This window comes from Aliinostoc maniaoense (genome assembly GCF_058172895.1).
The window spans coordinates 581,259-602,356 of the sequence record NZ_CP187952.1; the positions used below are offsets into that span (position 1 = coordinate 581,259).

Below are 21,098 nucleotides of genomic sequence, written 5' to 3' on the forward strand. Positions count from 1 at the left end.
GATTATTCCAATTATCAGTTATCCAAATAATTTTAACATTACGATAAATATTAAATTCATTCTCGGATTTTGGTTCAACTATGTTAAGTAATTTAAAAAGAATAAGGTTGAGTTCGTAGTAAGGACTTTAGTCCTTATTTCAGAACTAAAGTTCTTACTACAAACCTTTAATTATTTACCCTGTTCTACTTAATGCCAGAATTTTGAATTGATTTATGTATGCAGCACGCAAGGGAAAACACAAAATTTTTATTGGTATGGCCCCTGGAGTGGGTAAAACTTACCGAATGTTAGAAGAAGCCCAAGCACTCAAGCAAGAAGGTATTGATGTTTTCATTGGGCTTTTAGAAACCCACGGGCGCAAAGAAACAGCAGATAAAGCCCAGGGACTGGAAATTATACCCCGTCAGCAAATTATCCGGGGAGATTTGACACTCACAGAAATGGATACTGATGCTATTTTACAGCGATGTCTGACGACAAGCCGCTACACGTCTACGCCTCAACTAGCATTAATCGATGAACTCGCCCATACCAATGTTCCTGGTTCTCCACGCGCCAAACGCTACGAAGATGTAGAAATCATCTTAGCGGCAGGTATTGATGTCTACTCCACGATGAATGTCCAACATTTGGAAAGTCTCAATGATGTAGTAGCAAGAATTACTGGGGTAGTCGTTAGAGAACGCGTACCCGATCGCATTTTGGAAAATGCGGATGAGATAGTAGTTGTAGATGTTACACCAGAAACCTTACAAGAACGGTTGTTAGAAGGCAAAATTTATGAATCAGCTAAAATTCAGACAGCCCTTGATCACTTTTTTCAACGGCGGAATTTAATTGCCTTGCGAGAGTTGGCTTTAAGAGAAGTTGCTGACAACGTAGAAGAAGATGCGATCGCTATTACCCCCAATGGACAATCCTGTAATATTCATGAGCGAGTTTTGGTGTGTGTCTCTACTTATCCCAACTCAGTACAATTATTACGTCGGGGTGCTAGACTCGCGGGTTACATGAATGCCCCTTTATATGTTTTATTTGTAGCAGATCCAGACCGCTTTCTTACCAAACAGGAAAGTTTACATATAGATACCTGTGAAAATTTGTGTAGAGAATTTACAGGTACTTTTATCCGTGTGAGTAGCAATAATATAGCTCAAGCGATCGCCGAAGTAGCCGAGAAGTATCGTATCACTCAAATCGTCATCGGTGAAAGCCAGCGATCGCGTTGGCAAATCCTCCTCAAAGGCTCTTTAACTCAAAAGTTAATGCGCTTACTCAAAAATATTGATTTACACATCATTGCTAGTGAAAAAACATTTAGATAAAAATTATCTCCAGATACTTCAACAGTATCATGGAGAGATAATCATGAGTATTTTCAATTAAAGAATTTCTCAGCCCAGCTAATCTCTCATAGTGACCATTTAAGGCTACTTACTTAGCATTTTGCAACTTTTGCTTGCGACGTTGGTTCACGAACACACCACCGACAGCTAGCATTCCCAAGATAACGCCAGGTTCAGGTGTAGACTGAGGGTTAGGATCGAACTTACCTCTACCAATGTGAAATGTGTGGTTATCAGTTTCAAATCCACCGCCACCAACTTGGGAAAGCCTAATTTCGTCAAAGTTGTCGTTAAAACCGTCAGAGAAAAACTCAAAGAAGCCATTCTTTTGGTTTTCCATATTTGTACCAACAACCGTCGCAATATTATTCAACTGGCTGTAGTCCCATTTAGCAACTGTCACTCCTCCCTTGAGTAATTCAAAAGTATTACCAGTGCTTAAAGCACCTGCATTCAGACCAAAATAGTTGAAAATACCACCATCCTTAGCTGTGATACTGACATAGCTATTTTGAAAGACTGCTAAATACTTACTCTGATTTACTTCTCCACTCACACCAGATGGAGCCCATCGATCATTAAATATCCCTGTGCTGCCAGCATTTGTAGAATAGCTACCGCCAGAGAAGGTATATTTTACGAGGTCGTTACCTTGAAAGTTTTTGTCGGTGACATTATTGAAATCAATAGTTGTAAAGTTGCTATTGTTGACATTTTCAGAAAAAGAACCTTCATTAGTTACGCCTGTTGTACGATAAGCACCAGGGGTGTAAGTCAAGCTAATAGCATGGGCAGAACCAGCGTAAGCAAAAGGAGCGATCGCGGATGCAGAAACAGCCGCTAAACAAGCAAGTTTTTTAAGGAACATATTTTTAAGTTGCCCTGATGATGTTGTGTATAAGTAAATTTTGTAACTAATTTGTCATAGAAACTAGGATGTAATTACTAGATTTGGAAAAATAGATTAAATGCGTAGATTTTTAGTTTTTTGTATCTTTTGTTAGAGGATAATTGGCATGATTACATAACAAATATGTGGAAAGATATTTATTCTGGGGAACAACTGTGAACTTTTGATGAAATCACGATTAGTTTTTAAAGGATTGTCTTTTAGCTAGCCGTGAAGTTAAAGAACAGATGAAAACTCAAGCTATTGATATATGGAAATTACTCAGGAGTCATAACTATCACTCAAATCATCTATCTGTGTTTTTGACGGGGCAATGGCATCAACTAAACTACTGCACGATGCTATGGATCAGGAATAAATCTAACTATGTTAACGCGATGTGTGACTTATTCTCGAAACCCCTCTCCAAACCCCTCTCCAAACCTCTCCCCTACAACTGTAGAGACGTTGCATGCAACGTCTCTACTTTGATTCTTGCTCCCCTTCCCTACAAGGGAAGGGGTTGGGGGTTAGGTTTAAAGAAAAGTTGCACACGGCGTTATGTTAACTAATGTAAATTTATGGTGATAAAGTTCTTAGTCTAGTAACCCATCTCTCAAAGCTTGCGGTGGGTTACGGCTAGGCTGTTGACTCTGTACCTTTTTTGGGATTTTGTCCATGCAAAAAATGTGCGTAGTTACGATGGCTGAAACTGTGTTTTGAGAAGGCTTTGAGGCACAAATTAAACATCGCGTACAAAATTACTAAAAACCGCCCAAATTTCAACAAAGTCAACAGCCTAGGTTACGGCTTACGCCTAACACACCCTACTGGACTACATATACTGTTTTATTGGAATCGTTGATTGTTTCCTGTTGAATTTTGATAGTTTACAGTTGACTATTGTTGGCTTTTTTGATTTTGTCCTTTATTTAAGAGCTTCTATTTATGCACCAAAATGGACAAACTACCCGCGTCATCGGTTTAATTAGTGGCACATCTGTAGATGGTATAGATGCGGCTTTAGTAGAAATTTCCGGTACAGACTTGGATCTTCAGGTTGAGTTAGTAGCGGGGGAAACCTATCCCTATCCTGGAGAATTGAGAGAAAAAATTTTGGCAGTGTGTGGTGGTGCAGCCATATCAATGGCAGAATTAGCAGAATTAGATGATGCGATCGCTTCCGTTTTTGCTCAAGCTGCCCAAAATATTCAAACTAACCAGCAGCCAGCTAGTTTAATTGGTTCTCACGGTCAAACTGTATATCATCGACCGCCTAGACGTGAGGGACAGGGAAAGCAGTCTCTTGGTTATAGTTTACAGTTGGGACGCGGTGAATTAATTGCCAACCTGACGGGAATTACAACTGTTAGCAATTTTCGGGTAGCTGATATTGCTATTGGTGGACACGGTGCGCCCCTTGTCCCTAGAGTTGATGCCTTTTTACTCAGTCATCCCCAAGAGGGGCGTTGTATTCAAAATGTTGGGGGAATTGGTAATGTAGCTTATATTCCCCCCCGTCGTGATGACTGGTTAAATAAAATTCGGGGTTGGGATACTGGCCCTGGTAATAGTTTGCTAGATTTAGCAGTGCAGCAATTAACAGACGGTGCTAAAACCTACGATGAAGGTGGTAAATGGGCTGCTAGCGGTGATCCCTGCTATCCTTTAGTGGAACAATGGCTGAATCAAGAATATTTTCATGTCCATCCCCCTAAATCTACAGGACGGGAGTTATTTGGTGTTGATTACTTGCATCAATGTTTCCAAGATGCTGCACCATATGAACTTAGTCCGGCTGATATGCTGGCAACCTTAACAGAACTGACAGCTGCTTCCATTGCTCACAGTTACCGCACATTTTTACCAGCCATGCCCAACCGCGTCTTTTTATGTGGGGGTGGTAGTCGTAATCTTTATTTGCAGCAAAGATTGCAATTATTATTGGGCGAAATACCTGTTTTAACCACTGATGACGTAGGTTTAAATGCTAATTTTAAAGAAGCGATCGCCTTTGCGGTGTTAGCCTACTGGCGACAGTTGCATCTCCCCGGTAACTTACCTGCTGCCACAGGCGCACCCCAAGAAGTTTTGTTAGGAGAAGTTCATGGGAGAAATTAAGGTTTTATCGAGGGGTGTAGGGGTGTAGGGGTGTAGGGGTGTAGGGGTATAGGGGTATAGGGGAAAGAAAAAAATAAATTCTTTCTTCCCTTATACCAATTCACCAAAATGATGAAACACATCCAAACCCAGAAACCCTTGTCCAACATGGATTGCTTAATTTTGAATTTTGAATTGGTATTACACCCTTACACCCTGCGAACATCAAAAGTTTGACTATATATTAATTTCTGATAGTTACTGAAAAAAGGGATGGAGATATGAGGGTTTGGTTGGCTTGCTTTTTGGTATTATTTGCCTTAGCAGAACTGTTTGATTGGTTAAAAGGATTTTCTCTGCCATTACCTATCTATATTTTGGGTGGGGCTTTTTTAGCAGTGGCTTCTAACTATGAAAAGATTATTGGCTCTTATTTTAGTGATGGGAGTGAACAGTCTCCTGTAGATGTTTTTGCTCCATCTACTGAGGCAGTTCCTTTAACACCAGCGAATCAAGTTGTAGATGCTCAACAGGAGGAGATAGGGTAGTGGGCAGGGGGCAGGGGGCAGGGGGAGGAAACAGCAATGTCGTCTAGCTACTAACTTGCTAAATTAAATACAGCTTACCCTGCTAAATTAAATACAGATTACCCCAATTCAGGCTACTTTCCTAACGCCGTGATTAGTGGAATATTACACAGACTCAAAAGTGCGTTTATCAAAGATAAAAGTTACCGTGACACTGGTTTTAATCAGCACTGGTGGCAAATTATTTTGCTGACTACTCTGGGGGTGACGGCTGTAGTCTGGGTGAGTCGGGAATTGAAATGGTTGCAGTCTTGGGAGTTGAAAGCTTATGATCAGATGTTGCGATCGCGTCCTGTAGAACCACCAGACTCACGCATACTAGTCGTAACTATTACTGAAGCAGATTTAGACCTAGAAAAATGGCCGCTCTCAGATACTACTATTAACAAACTATTAGGGAAGTTAGAATCTTATCAACCCCGTGTCATTGCTCTCAATCTTTACAGACCCCAACAGCAAAATTTAGGCAAGAATTTAGAAAATACTCATAATATTATTGGTAGTTGTTTGTTCAGTAGTATGGGGAGGCCAGAAATCTCAGCCCCTCCCAATTTCCCCATAGAAAATGTTGGTTATAACGATTTAATTCCTGACAGTCAGGAAGACCAAATTATTCGCCGTGCTTTATTATTTTCTGAGCCAACAGATCAAAAGTGTGCCACACAATTTTCATTTGCTGCTTTAGCCGCAATTAATTATCTCGAACAAGCAGATATTAATGTTGATTTCATTGAATCCCATAATTTCTATCTCGGTAAAACCATCTTCCCCATTCTCTCGGCTAATTCCGGTAGTTACCAAGATATCAATGCTCGTGGTTATCAAATTCTTCTGAATTATCGCCATCCCAACCACTTGGCTCAAACTGTGACTCTTACTCAAGTTCTCAATAATCAAGTTAACCCGAATTGGGTTAAAGATAAACTTGTAATTATTGGTACAACAGCCCCTAGTATTCACCCTGGGTTATATACACCATACACGGCGGCATCTGGTCAACCAACTAGAACACCTGCTGTCTTTATTCACACCCAAATAGCCAGCCAAATCCTCAGTACAGTTCTGGATGGACGACCCCAAATTTGGTATTGGCCTGACTGGGTAGAATTAATCTGGCTTGGGGGTTGGTCTTTGGTGGGGAGCGTTTTGGGGTGGCGAGTCCGACATCCTTTGTTGTTGGTAGTAGTGGGAGGTACAACCCTCGCTGGTTTAATCGGGATATGTGCGGGTTTATTTCTGCAAGCTGGATGGCTTCCCCTGATTCCGCCAGCTTTAGCTTTAGTGATGAGTAGTGTGAGTGTTATGAGCTACACCACCTACAAAACACAGCAGCAAACTCAGGTAATATTGCTGCAAGTGGAACAACAACAAGAAGCGATTGAGCAGTTACATATCCTATTACAAGACACTCAAGCGAGTACAGTCGCTACAGCACTTTACGACTTACACAATCACAATGATGCTGCTAGTGTTAACTCAGGACAAAATACTGGGGAATTATTATTAGGTGGTCGTTATCAAATTATCTCAGTGATTGCGGCGGGGGGATTTGGTCGCACATATTTGGCACAAGATACCCACAGGCCAGGAAATCCTAGTTGTGTAGTTAAGAAATTAATGCCAGCCCGTCGGGATACTAAGTTTTTACAAGTGGCACGCAGATTATTTAATACTGAAGCAGAAATTTTAGAAGTGTTGGGTAAACATCCACAAATTCCCACATTGTTTGCTTATTTTGAAACTGAGGAAGAATTTTATTTGATAGAAGAATATGTCCCTGGTCACACTTTAAATGAGGAATTACCACCTACAGAAACTATCAAGAGTGAAGCCTTTGTAATTGCCATGCTGAAAGAAGTTTTAGAAGTTTTAGCATTTGTACATCAGCATCGGGTAATTCATCGAGATATAAAACCAAGTAATATTATTAGGTCTGAAATAGATCATCGATTAGTGTTAATTGATTTTGGTGCAGTGAAATTAATGCAGCCACCGAGCAGCGAGGAAACAGAATTAGCAACAGTGGCTATTGGGACGCGGGGATATGCACCACCAGAACAATTTGCAGGTCATCCCCGGTTAGCTAGCGATATTTATGCAGTGGGGATGATGGGGATTCAAGCCTTAACGGGAATCTTACCCCAACAACTGCAACCAGATGAGCAAACAGGTAATGTAATGTGGAGAGAAGGGGTGCAAGTTAGTGCCGAATTGGCAGAAATTTTAGATAAGATGGTACGTTACAATTTTAGCGATCGCTATCAATCAGCCCATGCTGTGCTACAAGATTTAAAACGCATTTCTGATTTAATATATATATAACGCGCAGGTTAGCTAAAGTAAACAACATTAATTGAAGCCCCCGGATTTATCCGTGGGGTATTTAATTTTGAATTTTGAATTTTGAATTGGAGCGAAGCGACTTGACTCAGGCTGCAATTGAAGGTATCTATGAGGTTTGTATTGGTGTTCCCGATGGAATTTTTGCCATTCAATATTGGGAACAGTTTGGCTATCGTATCGGCCAAATGGGCGAACTATCCCCTAGTGCAGCTTATCAATTATATGGCGTAAATTCAGGTTTGCGCTCAATTCGCCTGTATCATCAAAATGCAGATCATGGTTTGATTAGGTTGATGGTGTGGCAAAATCCCACGAATCCAGGGTTGGGGTTAGCTTCCATGAAAATTAAGGGGAATCGTTGGGCGACTAGTTTAACTGGAGATATTTTAAGTATTTTAAACCATGCGGAGGAAGCGAAAGCAGCAGGAAGGGCTATCCGCTATACTCCCCCTTATTGGGAAGTAATTTACCAAAAAGAGCAGAAAAACCGTCCTTTTCTCGATCCGGTGGTGGGGGTGCGGGAAATGTTACTATTGCAACCATTGACTCGACAGGTGTTGTTTCAAAGGTTTGGCTATAGCATACCTAATTACGGTCAAATTAATCACGCCTGCCCTTTCCAAACTAGCCAGTTTACCCACATGGGCATTATTGTGCAGGATGATAGTAAGGAAAGTCTAAAATTTTACGAAGAAGTTTTGGGTTTGTTGCGTGTGCGCGATGATGTGGAAACTAGTTATGAATCTTCTCTAGCTGGGAGAGATATTTTTGATTTACAACCAGGAGAAAAGTTTATTGTTACTACCTTTGATGATCCCCGTTCCTCTAAGTCTGACATGATGGCGGCGCGGAGTGGGAGGTTGTATGTGATTCGATTTCCTAATGGGATGAATTTAGAGTCACGCTTTCAAGCCGCACAGCCTGGTAGTTTAGGGATGTCACTCTATACCTACCGGGTGAGAGGAATTGAAACATATTGCGATCGCATTAAGGCTAGTCCTGTGCCAAAATTTACTAGTATTATGGAAAATGAGTTTAGGGAGAAAAGTTTCTCCTTTGTTGCTCCAGATGGGTACTTCTGGAATTTGGTGGAAGGATAATTAAGATTGCAAGGGGGCAGGGGGAAGAAAGAGTTTTTTGTTGCTGCACAATTCAGAGATAACTAATTATCCGAACTTGATATAAATTAAAAGTCAACAATTCCTGAGAAAATTGTTTGTCATTTTATGAGCTTTCATATCTGCATTTTGATATTTAAAATTTAGTCACCGTTAACCTCAAACCAGAATCAAGGCGCGGTACTTTGAGATAATCGACTGGTTCAGTGCGTTGGGGAATTTGCTGATTTGCTGATTCCTGACATTTTTTGACAATAGCATCAGGATTTTCCAGAAATTCTAGGGGATTAACGTTTTTGCAGCCTGTTTCTTGTACCACTGCCAAAGAACTGGCGGTATCTTGAAGATGATTGCTTTGGTTAATGGGATTATTCCACTGACTATTAATCGTAACTGGTTCTGTCAATAAAGCGGCAGCTTCATGACGTTCGCTGATGATGTCCTGGGGATTTTCTGGGTTAGCGTAGGCAGTTTGGCTAACTGCGATCGCACTTACAATACAAACTAAGCTTATATAAAAGTATTTCATTTAAATTACCTCACTTTGCTGTCATTAAAAATATCAAAGACAGATTTGTATTCAGCAGAACTTACGCAAGTGTCACAATTAATAGTTGGTGCGAGACGCTATCAGTCTCATAACTACGTTCAAATACTTTCAGAGCGTCACACAACGGCAATAAAGCGAGAACTCAGAGCGGCGGCAGCCCCGATGTGAAGTTCGGTAGGGAGGAAAATCCATACTGCTTTATTGCCTCCCCTATATAAAAAATGTGCCAGTTGGATAAATCCTGTTGAGTACAGTTCTAGCAGAAATATTCTTATAAGTCTATGGGTTAATTACATTCAATTATTTATAATTTCACTGCATAAATTAAATGGCAATAATTTTCCTACCGTAAAACCAAATCTGTAATTAAAGCAGCATGGTCAGAATTAGCATGATCACCAGTATAAGTTTCAACAACTTGAAAATGTTTACTGACAAAACAGTGGTCAATGGGAATATTGATTAATGGTATTAACCAATGAGGTAAATTGACATGAGTTGCAGGCCTTGGCCAGCTAGGTAAAATCCCAAAACCTAATCTAGTGTTATGCAATTTAGTTTTATTCACAAACCTGCGATAATAAGGCGACCAAGGCGTTAAATTAAAATCTCCCGCTACAATCAACGGCTGATTTAATCCTTGAATATATTCTGTGATTGCTGCTAATTGTAAATTGCGACTGTGAAAGGTGACTGGCTTGATAGGTATGAGTGGATGAGTACCAATAAAAGTAATAGGGCGTTTTGCTATTTCTAAGGTTGCTACTAGATTATGCTTGGCTTGTTTGTTAAAATTATCTGCTCTAGCATCTTGAATAGGAAACCGACTAAAAAGAGCCAACCCACCACCAGGGCTTCTGAAAGAATAGGGTAAATTTGCTTGTAATTGAGACTGAATTTTTTTAAAGGAATTAGCATTGATTTCTAGTAATAATGCTACATCCGGTTGATTATCTGCTATTAAATTAACAATATCATTGTATTGCTCATTTTTAATATTGATATTGAAAGATAAAATACGAATAACTTTAGTTGTATTTCCAGCTAATTGATGAGTATTGGATAGATACCAAGGCAACACATCAACTAAATTAATTCCGATTAATAATAAGGCAATAAAAAACAGAATTTTGTGCTGAAAATTTCTAAACTTCCAAAGAATAAATAAAATAATACTCACTAGTAATGATATAAGCAAATACTGGTAGCGAAAATGAGTAATTAATTCTAGCGGCCAAGACCAGGCGAAGTAAGAAATTAATGACAATAATCCTAAGCCAGAGATAGTAGCGATCGCCACGATGAAAGTTATTTGTTGCCACATAAAATTTATGCACTTAAGTATTATTTATTTACATCAAGCACACTGACAAGTTTTTCGGATTAGTATACCATTATTAAAATCCATAAAAGCCCTACCGGAAGGTGGCAAAAAGTAGTTGAATAAGTACCAGTAACTAACCTAAAAATTTTCCTCATGAGAATTTGGGCTGCGACAGTTGTACTCACTGGTTCTTTGGTAACTTCTGGGGTTATTCATCCCGCCGTTCTTGCCAACAATCCTCAGACACCTTCTCAGTCAAACAAAGCTCAACAGATTAACGTTCACAAAGCTGAGTTTGGCATTGCCAAAATTGACTCTGAAGGGAGATTGAATTTCACTCCTACAACTAAAGTACCGCTAGCAACAGGTAGTAAATACGGCTGGCGCATTCAATTGCAAAATGTTGAGGGTGAAGTCACATGGCGAGAAGTTATCCGCTTACCAAAACCTCCAGAAACCTGGGCTACAGATAATGGTGAAAATTTCAACCTATCACCAGACGGGATTGAAGCTATTTCCCGTCGTACACAGTTAGCTAAAGATGGTGTGATTGAGAATTTTTGGACGATCGCACCCGGTGATCCTCCAGGTAAGCATACAATACACGTATATGTTGATGACCGTCTCGTTGGTAATTTTGAATTTGAAGTTTTACCTACAGGGGGGCTAGAACACAAAGGTAAAAAATAAACTTCAGTTCAGGTTAAACATAATAAGGGAAAAATATAATCAGAAACTAAACAACATCAGAACAATATGTTGCATCTACCAGCCCACTCAGAAGTAAAAATCTTCAAAAACATTTTTGCTACTATTTCTATGGGGTTAATTCTGTGTGGTTTATGCGGTTGCACTCTCAACCAACAACCATCTTCACCGACAATAGAACGACCAACTATAGAGTCCGATCCATCACCAACTGACATAGAAACTGATCAAGATCAGGATGATGAGGAAAATGATCAGGGTGACACAGAACAAAACAGTGAAAATGATACTGAGGAAAATAAAAATAACTAAGTAGCCGTCATGAACTGGGTACACCAGAACACATGAAAAAGTCTTTCCCTTACACACCTATATCCCTTTTTCAAGATAGAACAGGGTAAATAATTAAAGGTTTGTAGTCAGAACTTTAGTTCTCAAATCAGGATTAAAGTCCTTATACTGTTGCTTGATGAAGATGTATTTTATTCTGTACTGTAGAGACGTTGCATGCAACGTCTCTACATCATTTATTTGGCGCAACTTCATAGAGAATTGGTATTACTAAGAACTCAATCTTAGTTTTTTGAAATTACTTAACATAGTTTATTTTTTCAACTTGTTCTACTTAAAGCTGGTTAATATTCATGGTTATCCACAACAGTTCTAGTTCCCTAGCTGAGATTCTACGACAACGACGGCAACGACTAGCCAGTTTAATAGACTTCCCGGTAATTCTCTGGTCAGGTCACAGTTTACCCCGTAACTTTCCTGCCAATGCCTTTCCATTTCGTGCTAGTAGTCATTTCCTGTATTTTGCTGGCTTACCTTTACCGAATGCGGCAATTCGTTTAGAAGCTGGCAAGCTAGAATTGTTTATGGATAACCCCGAACCCAGGAGCGCGCTTTGGCATGGAGAAATGCCCAAACGGGAAGAAATCGCCGCCGCCATTGGTGCTGATGTCGCCAGAACCATGTCAGAGTTAAAGCATCGAGGGAAAGATGCAGCCTCAATTCCTGTGCAGAATTATCGCACTACCTTAATCCAGTCACAAATTTTACAAAGATTAATATCTTCACCCTATGATTTAGAGGGAATAGACTTAGAATTAGCAAAAGCGATCGCTAATTTACGTCTCACCCATGATGCAGCCGCATTAATGGAACTACGCCAAGCTGCTGCCGTTAGCATTGCAGCACATAAAGCCGGGATGGCTGCCACACCCCAAGCCCAAGTTGAAGCCGAAGTCCGCGCCGCAATGGAAGGGGTAATCATCGCCCACAATATGACTACCTCCTACAACAGCATTGTCACTGTTCACGGTGAAGTTTTACATAATGAAGCCTATCACCACCCCCTACAACCAGGTGATTTACTCCTAGCTGATGTCGGTGCAGAAACGCCAATGGGTTGGGCTGCTGATATCACTAGAACTTGGCCTGTGTCTGGTAAATTTTCCCCGACGCAACGGGATATTTATGATCTTGTCCTAGCGGCTCATGATGCTTGTATTGCCAAAATTAAACCAGGTGTAGAATATCGAGATATTCATTTATTGGCGGCTTTTATGATCGCCGATGGTTTAGTAGATTTAGGCATTTTACAGGGAAATACCGAAAATTTAGTAGATATGGATGCCCACGCCTTGTTTTTCCCCCACGGTATCGGGCATTTACTCGGTTTAGATGTCCATGACATGGAAGACTTGGGAGATTTAGCCGGGTATGAACAGGAAAGGAAAAGAAGCGATCGCTTTGGTTTAAGCTACCTGCGTTTAAATCGTCCCTTAAAATCAGGTATGTTAGTCACCATTGAACCTGGTTTCTATCAAGTCCCAGCCATTTTAAACGATACCAACAACCGCGCAAAATATCAAAATATAGTCAATTGGGAACGGTTATCACAATTTGCCGATGTCCGAGGTATCCGCATTGAAGATGATGTTTTAGTCACAGATGATGGTAGTGAAGTTTTAACTGCTGCCTTACCCAATCAAGCCAATGCTGTAGAAGATTTGGTTAATCTTCATTAGCTATTAGTCATTAATTTTTCACTACTACATCCCCAGTCCCCAGTCCCCAGTCCCTAGTCCCCATTCCCCATTACCCATTCCAAGTCGGGGAAAAAACTACTAAGCTGGTAAGTAGTACATTCAAAATTCATCACTTCTGAATCGCACCCAAACAGTGATTCGGACATCCCCATTGGCTCAATAACCGTAACTAAGATATGTTTGACGCATTAGCAGACCGTTTAGAATCCGCCTGGAAGAAACTACGCGGACAAGATAAAATTTCTGAATCTAATATTCAAGATGCTTTGCGGGAAGTGCGCCGCGCCCTGCTAGAAGCAGATGTTAACCTCCAAGTAGTCAAAGATTTTATTAGCGAAGTTGAAGCCAAAGCGCAAGGGGCCGAAGTCATTAGCGGTGTGCGCCCTGACCAGCAGTTCATCAAAATTGTTTACGATGAACTAGTGCAGGTAATGGGTGAGGAAAATGTCCCCCTCGCAGAAGTTGAACAACAGCCGACAATCGTTTTGATGGCTGGTTTACAAGGTACTGGTAAAACCACAGCCACGGCTAAATTAGCTTTACACCTCCGCAAATTAGAGCGTAGTTGTTTGTTAGTCGCTACAGACGTTTATCGTCCCGCCGCTATTGACCAGTTAATCACCCTGGGTAAACAAATTGATGTTCCCGTTTTTGACATGGGAAGCGATGCCGACCCTGTAGAAATCGCCCGTCAAGGTGTGGAACGTGCCAAGGCGGAAGGCGTAAATACAGTAATTATTGATACTGCTGGTCGTCTGCAAATTGACCAAGACATGATGGCGGAATTAGCCCGCATCAAAGCCACAGTCGAACCCCACGAAACTTTGTTAGTAGTGGATGCTATGACGGGTCAAGAAGCAGCAAATCTTACCCGTACATTCCATGAGCAAATCGGGATTACCGGGGCAATTCTCACCAAACTGGATGGTGATAGCCGTGGTGGTGCGGCGTTGTCAGTGCGGCAAATTTCCGGCGCGCCGATTAAATTTGTAGGTGTGGGTGAAAAAGTTGAAGCCCTACAACCCTTTTATCCAGACCGCATGGCTTCCCGGATTTTGGGGATGGGTGACGTTCTCACCTTGGTAGAAAAAGCCCAGGAAGAAATCGACTTAGCAGACGCAGAACAAATGCAGGAGAAAATCCTGTCAGCGAAATTTGACTTTACTGATTTCGTCAAGCAACTGCGCCTATTGAAAAACATGGGGTCATTGGGCGGTATCCTCAAGATGATTCCAGGGATGGGTAAGCTTTCCGATGATCAGCTAAAACATGGCGAAACCCAGCTAAAACGCTGTGAATCCATGATTAACTCCATGACCATCCAAGAACGCCGCGACCCCGATTTATTGGCTAGTTCCCCCAGTCGTCGGCGAAGAATTGCTAAGGGTTCAGGTTATAAAGAAGCCGACGTAAGTAAATTAGTAGCTGATTTCCAAAAAATGCGATCGCTCATGCAACAAATGGGTCAAGGTCGTTTCCCCGGAATGCCCGGAATGCCAGGCGGAATGTTTGGCGGTGGCGGCGGTAACGCCTACGCCGGCATGGGTGGCCGTCCCGCCGCCCCAGGTTGGCGCGGCTATAACAGTGGCGGCGGTACGAAGAAGAAAAAACCCAAGGATAAGAAGAAAAAAGGCTTTGGGAATCTTTGAGATTGGGATGTAGCAAGGCAGGGGAGCAGGGGGCAGGGGGCAGGGAGCAGGGGGAGACAAGGGAGACAAGGTAGACAAGGGGAAGAATTTTAGATTTTAGATTTTGGATTTTAGATTCAAATCCAATCCAAAATTGAAAATCCAAAATCCAAAATTAAATTGCCCCATGCCCGATGCCCAATGCCCAATCCCCAATTTCATGTTTGAAATCATAGCCGTAAACCCTGAGCAAGTGCTAAAATTAGCATTTCAGTGTGGGAAGTTCTGAATTAAAAACAGCTGCTTCCTCAAATTATCCATAAACAGGAGAATGATTCTTCAACCATGATCAAATTGCGCTTGAAGCGATACGGTAAAAAGCGGGAAGCGAGCTACCGCATTGTCGCTATGAATAGCCTCTCTCGCCGCGATGGTCGTCCTTTAGAAGAACTGGGATTCTATAACCCCAGAACTGATGAGGTACGCCTGGATGTTCCCGGCATCGTCAAGAGACTACAGCAAGGCGCACAACCTACTGACACAGTACGTCGGATCTTACAAAAAGCAAATGTCTTTGAACAGGTCAGTGCCACAACCGCATCTTAATTCCACGACAGCAACAGCTAGCCCTAACTACGTTGGGCTAGTACAGTTTTTGATGCAGCCATTTTTAGAATCTCCAGAGTCTTTAAGTGTTGATTGTGAAATTTCTCAAACCCTCAAAAGAGTTTGGATTCGCATCGCCTTTGACAGTAATGATAAAGGCAAAGTCTTTGGCCGAGGTGGACGGAATATCCAGGCGATTCGGACAGTAATTGCGGCTGCGGCACAATTGTCTCAACAATCAGTTTATCTGGATATTTACGGTAACACCAATTCTGCGAGGGAAGGTATGTCTTTTGACGAAGATCAGCAAGAGCGATCGCCTCATCCCCGAACAAGAGAACGGCATAACCCATCAAGACCTGTTGTCAAACCGCGCTCTCGCTAAGTTACAAATAAATCAGAAGCCTGAGCGGCCGAGGTAAAAAGGAAAAGTAAATTTGCCTTGTTGAATCGTTTCCGCTCAGAAACTTCCAAAAAAATATGGAAATGGTCAAAAGATGACACAATCTTTCGGCAATTTTCTCCAAAGGTTACAAATATATATAGTCGCCGGAAAAACACTCCGTAGACTTAAAATCAGTGAACAGTCTGATAGCTGATAGCTGATAATTGATAAATGATAACTGTGATAGTCTCTGGCAGGAGGTGAAACCAGGGAGTGGCTGAAGTTCGTTTGGGTGAAAATGAGTCGATTGACTCAGCAATCAGACGTTTTAAAAAGAAAATCCAAAAAGCCGGCATTTTATCGGAAGTCAAACGTCGGGAAAGATATGAAAAACCGAGTTTACGCCGTAAACGCAAGGCAGAAACAGCACGTAAGGTTGGACGTTACTAACTGAAAGTGCTAAACAAGCCAAAGAAAGTAGAGATGCAATTGTATCTCTACTGCCTCGATTAATAAAGAAATACTCACAATTGCCCCTCACACGATAAGAAAATAACTATGGCAGATGCCGTCATAATTCAGCTGCCTAACATTCCCAGTGCGATCGCTCTAGTCGGTGATAGAGAAGAAAACCTGAAAATCCTCTCCCGGCAAACAGGAGCGAACTTAGTATTGCGTGGACAAGAACTACATATTTCTGGTACAGATACACAAAAAGACTTAGCGGCGAAATTAGTGCGATCGCTAGAAAGTATCTGGATTCAGGGCAACAATATTTCTAGTGCCGATATTTTAACAGCTCGTCAAGCCCTAGATACCCACCGGCAAGGCGAACTTAAAGAATTACAGCGCGATATTTTAGCAAAAACTCGCCGAGGGGAAGAAGTCCGCGCTAAAACTTTTAAACAACGCCAATACATTGAACAAATCCGCAAGCATGACCTCACCTTCTGCACTGGCCCGGCTGGTACAGGTAAAACATACTTGGCTGTTGTCATTGCCGTACAAGCACTCCTAACTAATCAAGTAGAAAAACTCATCTTAACTCGTCCGGCGGTAGAAGCTGGCGAACGCCTGGGATTTTTACCCGGAGACTTGCAACAGAAAATTAACCCCTATCTCCGTCCCCTTTACGATGCTATTTATGAATTTATCGACCAAGAGAAAGTCTCTAACTTAATCGAACGGGGAATCATTGAAGTCGCGCCTCTAGCCTATATGCGCGGACGAACTTTAAATCATGCTTTTGTGATTGTTGATGAAGCACAAAACACTACCCCGGCTCAAATGAAAATGGTTTTAACTCGTTTGGGTTTCCGTTCTCGCATGATCATTACAGGCGACACAACACAAACTGATTTACCGATGAATCAACAATCTGGTTTAACAGTAGCTTTGCAAATTTTAAAGCACGTTGAAGGTATCGCCTTTTCTGAATTTACTCAAAAAGATGTCGTCCGTCATCCATTAGTGCAGCGTATTGTTTCGGCTTACGAACAATTTGAGCATTAGGGAAATTTTGAGAAATACAGGGGTATAGGGGTGTAGGGGTATAGGGGTAGGCTGTTGACTTTGTCGGTTTTAAGGCAGAATTAGTTCATACAATAATTGTGTCGGAAAAATCCAGCAAAGTCAAAGTCTATGCAAGAGTTTAAAAGCCCAGTGAGTAGATTAGCGAGATTGTTCAAGAAAGGTAGAGAAAACTGGAAAGAGAAGGCGGTCGTAAAACAGAAGCAAATCAGAGCTTTAGAAATAAAAGTGAGAGACTTAACGGATTCGAGAGAGAAGTGGAAAAAGCGTGCGATGGCGGCAGAAGCAAGGTTAAAAAAACTGAAGTTGGAGGAGGAGAGCGAAAAAAAGCAGAAATCGAAAACCAATCAGCCGACATAGAATCGGAGATGGGTGAAACAGACTTAAAGATTAAGGGTCACTATTATGATGTAAAAACAATTCAGCAAGCGATACATTTGTTAATCAACAGTGGGATTAGTTTTAGAGGTGTAGAGAAAGTTTTTGAATTATTTAATGATTGTGAATCACAGGCAACTCCTAGCTTTAGCTGTATTAGAAAATGGTTAGGAAGAATAGCAATATATGAGTTAAAAAGAGAAAAAGAGTATCGCAGGGATTGGATTTACATTGTGGATTTTACTTTAGCATTGGGAAAACATAAAGCTTTAGTTGTGCTAGGGGTGTCACAGGAATACTTATTATCAAATGTAATTGAGGAAAAGAGGGGATTATCACATAAAGACGTAGAAATACTAGCAATAGAAATAATGGAGTCTACCAAAGGAGAAATCATAGAAAAGCAATTAGATAAAATTAGCCAAAGGGTGGGAGTACCAAGACAAATCGTTGCAGATAATAGTAGTGACCTAGCGCGTGGAATCAAGCTATATCAAGAAAATAATCCAGAGGTAATTTATACGCATGATGTGACTCACGCAATGGCATTACTATTAAAATATCAATTAGAATCAGATAAGAGATATCAATCATTTATCCAAAAGTGTAGCATATGTAGGCAGCAATTACAGCAAACAGAATTATCTTTTTTAGCTCCGCCATCACAGCGTTCTCAATGTCGTTATTTTAATATTGAAAGGCTAACTAATTGGGGAATTAAGTTATTAAACTCATCAGTGGAAACTCTAATTAGCCTGATTCCAGATATTGCCCCCACAGTGATTTATCAAAAAGTCAGAGATAAGTTGGGGTGGTTAAATGATTATCAATCAGATTTAATTAAATGGAATCAAATGGTATTGCTAACACGCCGTATCGAAACTGAGCTTAAACAATCAGGAATCAATCATGATTCTCTTGTGCATTTCGCAAATAATCAAGATAATTATGATGATAATTGTCTCCAGAAGCTTCAGCAAGATATTTTGGGTTATCTAGCTGTTCAATGTAACAAAATCAAGCATGAAGGTACTTTTTTGGCTACTTCTGATGTCATTGAATCACTCTTTGGAAAATACAAGCAATTTTCTGCTCGCTGTCCATTTAAAGAAATCAGTCAAATGCTACTAACCATATGTCTATCGACTATGGATTTAACAACTACTGTTGTTAAAAATGCACTTTTAAATATTAGCTTTGCTGATGTTGAAGCATGGTTTCTTCAGGTTTTTGGTCAGTCTTCGCTCTCGAAACGAAAAATATTATTTTCTCCTGATTACGAAGACACAGAAACTGCATGAACTTTTACCCCTAAAAAAAGTACAGAGTCAACAGCCTAGTATAGGGGTGTAAGGGTGTAGGGGAAAAATAAGATAATGATTAATATGAAGTTTCCGTGAAGAGTCAAATAAAATACTTGTCATGTCCACTGACAGATGGTAACTTTTATTTGTGTGTGAGGAGTAAGTTGAAATTAAAAAACGCTTGGGGTGGAAACACGGCCACACTCCCAGGCGTTTTTTAATGTTAGGGGTATAGCTGCCTCACAAGTGTAGGTTTTTTGCCAAGCAGTGAGTAATGACTCTCAGACTAACGAAAGAATCATCGTTTTACTAACCCCTACACCCTTACACCCCTACACCCCTACACCCCAAAACCAAGGTTTTTGAGATAGCGACGCAGAGCATAGTTAGGAATTACGAATTAGTATTTTTTGTGCAGTTAAAAAAGTGTCACACACTAGAGTTAGTTGAGAAAACATCAATGATATTTTTTAGTAGTGTGAGGAGCAAGTTGAAATTGAAAAGCGTCTGGGGTGGAAACACGGCAACACTCCCGGACGCTTTTTAGTTATTGGGGGTAATAGAAATATTGACAATTTTTAAGTTTTCACAAATGTCCACTCTAATACTTTGATTGGGGCTGTTTGCAAAGATTGCGTGAGTTGAGCATTACTCTCAAACTTGACTTGATGTAAATCACAGGCTTCAACATTGACTGTAAATTTATCATCTTCAAAAGGCCAAGGTTGAACAGTCAGCAAACGATCACTACGCTGCATAATGTCATAGCGTTGACCATCAGGTCCCAAACTAATTTCTAAAAATCTTTCATCGGCTGGTAGTTTCTGCTGACATAATATCAGAGATAAGCGATCGCACCACTGCATAAAAGCATAAGCCGCCTCTACCTCATCTTTCTCAATCCCCAATTCCTCAGACCAACGCTGCTGGTTTTGCAGTTGTTCATCTAAAAATTGATCTATTTCAGGAGACTGTCCTCTTTTTGGTTCATTTAAACGGCTGATGTGTTTAGAAATTAATAAAGTTACCCACCTGCCTCGATAACGGGCAGCATTTACTAAATCCGCCAGTTTCTCCACAGATGTTGTTTGGTACATGGTAAAGTCCATTGGCGCACCACCAGGAGTCAGATTATCTTCCTGCCATTCTTTTTCTAAATCATCATGATGAGAAATAGCAGCTAGAGTTTCATATATCCGTGCTGGAGAATTTTTACGTCGCCATTGTCCTGCTAGTTGGGCAGCTAACAACGCATGGGCGCGGTGATAAATAATTTCCCATCCATTTGGAGTTGCATTTACAATCACAAATTTATCTCCCAAATTAAGGGAATAGATAGGGAATAGAGAACAATAAAAAAGTCAAAAGGTAAAAATAGTTATCTTTTATCTTTTACCTTTTGGTTTTTGGCTTTTACCTTTTTTCCAAAGGATTAGCAATATATTTAAATGTTGGTTCAGAGTTCCAAGGGCCACGTTCATCATGTCCATTGCCATTGGTAGACAGATTGTAGTAAATATCCACAGTCTCATCAGGCTGGATATTTCCAAATAGTGGATCTGTCAATTTACCCAGTGAGTCTAGAGCTTTCATAAACATCTGGGTATGAGAAATTTCTCTTGTTAATAAGTGTACTAGAGTTTGTTTTGTACCTTGGTCGGGACATAGCTTAATTAACTCTTCGTAAGTTTGACGCGCACCAGCTTCAGCCGCAATATTCGCACGCAAATCTCTGACTACATCTCCACCTTCGTTAAGGTAATTTGCACTCCAAGCATTACCTTGACTATCTAAAAAGTGAGGCCCCATTCCTCTAACTGCAAAGAGAGTACTTTTATAAGCCTCTGTTTGATCCACATTTTTGGTATGACCCTCAATCAGTCTACCAACCATTTCTAAATGTCCAAATTCCTCAATGGCAATGTCTTGCAACATATCCCGGATTCCAGGATTCTCAACATGGAATGATTGCACCCAATATTGCAAAGCTGCTGATAATTCTCCGGTTGCTCCGCCAAATTGCTCTAATAATAACTGAGCAAAGCGAGGATTAGCATCATCAACGTTTACTGTATGAATAGGCTCTTTTTTGTGGAAAAACATGAATTGCCTCTAGAGATATTTTCAACTAAGCAAAGAGTTATCCTGATTTTGGATTTTGGATTAAAGAATCTCAAAACAATACGAAATATCCCAATTTGGGATGATCAAGCATTACATTAGTGAATGCTTGATTTTTTGTTTTGAG

19 protein-coding genes are annotated in these 21,098 nt (G+C 40.7%); 14 read left to right on the top strand and 5 right to left on the bottom strand.

Annotated elements, in window-relative coordinates:
• The first annotated feature begins 215 nt into the window (after positions 1-215).
• Positions 216-1,328, top strand: a complete 1,113-nt coding sequence (locus ACPZ3T_RS02535) for a sensor histidine kinase KdpD (protein ID WP_490273426.1) — start codon at positions 216-218, stop codon at positions 1,326-1,328.
• Positions 1,329-1,437: 109 nt separating this feature from the next.
• Here ACPZ3T_RS02535 and ACPZ3T_RS02540 read toward each other — a convergent pair whose 3' ends face one another.
• Positions 1,438-2,217: an Npun_F0296 family exosortase-dependent surface protein gene (locus ACPZ3T_RS02540; protein ID WP_490273427.1), complete on the bottom strand. Its 780-nt coding sequence runs from the start codon at positions 2,215-2,217 to the stop codon at positions 1,438-1,440.
• Between the two features lie 969 nt (positions 2,218-3,186).
• On the opposite strand from ACPZ3T_RS02540, the gene ACPZ3T_RS02545 reads away from it, so the two are divergent.
• The 4 genes from ACPZ3T_RS02545 to ACPZ3T_RS02560 all read left to right on the top strand — a co-directional run bounded on the left by ACPZ3T_RS02545 (position 3,187) and on the right by ACPZ3T_RS02560 (position 8,368).
• Positions 3,187-4,359, top strand: coding sequence for an anhydro-N-acetylmuramic acid kinase (locus tag ACPZ3T_RS02545; protein ID WP_490273428.1), 1,173 nt, complete (start codon positions 3,187-3,189; stop codon positions 4,357-4,359).
• A gap of 260 nt (positions 4,360-4,619) precedes the next feature.
• Complete coding sequence (locus ACPZ3T_RS02550; RefSeq protein WP_490273429.1) at positions 4,620-4,886, top strand: hypothetical protein; 267 nt, start codon at positions 4,620-4,622, stop codon at positions 4,884-4,886.
• 129 nt (positions 4,887-5,015) lie between these two features.
• A complete protein-coding gene (locus tag ACPZ3T_RS02555; RefSeq protein ID WP_490273430.1) occupies positions 5,016-7,247 on the top strand; it encodes a CHASE2 domain-containing protein in 2,232 nt (743 codons plus the stop codon).
• A gap of 101 nt (positions 7,248-7,348) precedes the next feature.
• Positions 7,349-8,368: a VOC family protein gene (locus ACPZ3T_RS02560; protein WP_490273431.1), complete on the top strand. Its 1,020-nt coding sequence runs from the start codon at positions 7,349-7,351 to the stop codon at positions 8,366-8,368.
• Between the two features lie 154 nt (positions 8,369-8,522).
• Here ACPZ3T_RS02560 and ACPZ3T_RS02565 read toward each other — a convergent pair whose 3' ends face one another.
• Positions 8,523-8,915 carry a hypothetical protein gene (locus tag ACPZ3T_RS02565; protein WP_490273432.1) on the bottom strand — a complete coding sequence of 131 codons (393 nt, stop codon included), beginning with the start codon at positions 8,913-8,915 and terminating at the stop codon, positions 8,523-8,525.
• Between the two features lie 364 nt (positions 8,916-9,279).
• Positions 9,280-10,260, bottom strand: coding sequence for an endonuclease/exonuclease/phosphatase family protein (locus tag ACPZ3T_RS02570; RefSeq protein ID WP_490273433.1), 981 nt, complete (start codon positions 10,258-10,260; stop codon positions 9,280-9,282).
• 153 nt (positions 10,261-10,413) lie between these two features.
• On the opposite strand from ACPZ3T_RS02570, the gene ACPZ3T_RS02575 reads away from it, so the two are divergent.
• The 9 genes from ACPZ3T_RS02575 (at position 10,414) to ACPZ3T_RS02615 (ending at position 18,847) form a co-directional block, all read left to right on the top strand.
• A complete protein-coding gene (locus ACPZ3T_RS02575; RefSeq protein ID WP_490273434.1) occupies positions 10,414-10,950 on the top strand; it encodes a hypothetical protein in 537 nt (178 codons plus the stop codon).
• Positions 10,951-11,016: 66 nt separating this feature from the next.
• A complete protein-coding gene (locus ACPZ3T_RS02580) occupies positions 11,017-11,280 on the top strand; it encodes a hypothetical protein (protein ID WP_490273435.1) in 264 nt (87 codons plus the stop codon).
• A gap of 332 nt (positions 11,281-11,612) precedes the next feature.
• Positions 11,613-12,998, top strand: coding sequence for an aminopeptidase P family protein (locus tag ACPZ3T_RS02585; RefSeq protein WP_490273436.1), 1,386 nt, complete (start codon positions 11,613-11,615; stop codon positions 12,996-12,998).
• Positions 12,999-13,195: 197 nt separating this feature from the next.
• Positions 13,196-14,668, top strand: coding sequence for a signal recognition particle protein (gene ffh, locus ACPZ3T_RS02590; protein ID WP_490273437.1), 1,473 nt, complete (start codon positions 13,196-13,198; stop codon positions 14,666-14,668).
• A gap of 324 nt (positions 14,669-14,992) precedes the next feature.
• Complete coding sequence (gene rpsP, locus ACPZ3T_RS02595; protein WP_041555828.1) at positions 14,993-15,253, top strand: 30S ribosomal protein S16; 261 nt, start codon at positions 14,993-14,995, stop codon at positions 15,251-15,253.
• Positions 15,216-15,638 (top strand): KH domain-containing protein, encoded by a 423-nt coding sequence (locus ACPZ3T_RS02600; protein ID WP_490273438.1) that lies wholly within the window; start codon positions 15,216-15,218, stop codon positions 15,636-15,638. Before rpsP ends, ACPZ3T_RS02600 begins: the two co-directional genes overlap by 38 nt.
• 273 nt (positions 15,639-15,911) lie before the next feature.
• A complete protein-coding gene (rpsU, locus tag ACPZ3T_RS02605; protein ID WP_490273439.1) occupies positions 15,912-16,088 on the top strand; it encodes a 30S ribosomal protein S21 in 177 nt (58 codons plus the stop codon).
• Between the two features lie 108 nt (positions 16,089-16,196).
• Positions 16,197-17,150 (top strand): PhoH family protein, encoded by a 954-nt coding sequence (locus ACPZ3T_RS02610; protein ID WP_490273440.1) that lies wholly within the window; start codon positions 16,197-16,199, stop codon positions 17,148-17,150.
• Between the two features lie 275 nt (positions 17,151-17,425).
• Complete coding sequence (locus ACPZ3T_RS02615) at positions 17,426-18,847, top strand: hypothetical protein (RefSeq protein WP_490270384.1); 1,422 nt, start codon at positions 17,426-17,428, stop codon at positions 18,845-18,847.
• Between the two features lie 581 nt (positions 18,848-19,428).
• Here ACPZ3T_RS02615 and ACPZ3T_RS02620 read toward each other — a convergent pair.
• Both ACPZ3T_RS02620 and ACPZ3T_RS02625 read right to left on the bottom strand, forming a co-directional pair.
• Positions 19,429-20,157: a DUF3891 family protein gene (locus tag ACPZ3T_RS02620; protein WP_490273441.1), complete on the bottom strand. Its 729-nt coding sequence runs from the start codon at positions 20,155-20,157 to the stop codon at positions 19,429-19,431.
• A 106-nt stretch (positions 20,158-20,263) separates the two neighbouring features.
• Entirely contained in the window at positions 20,264-20,953 is a 690-nt protein-coding gene (locus tag ACPZ3T_RS02625; RefSeq protein WP_490273442.1) for a manganese catalase family protein, read from the bottom strand.
• Between the last annotated feature and the right edge of the window lie 145 nt (positions 20,954-21,098).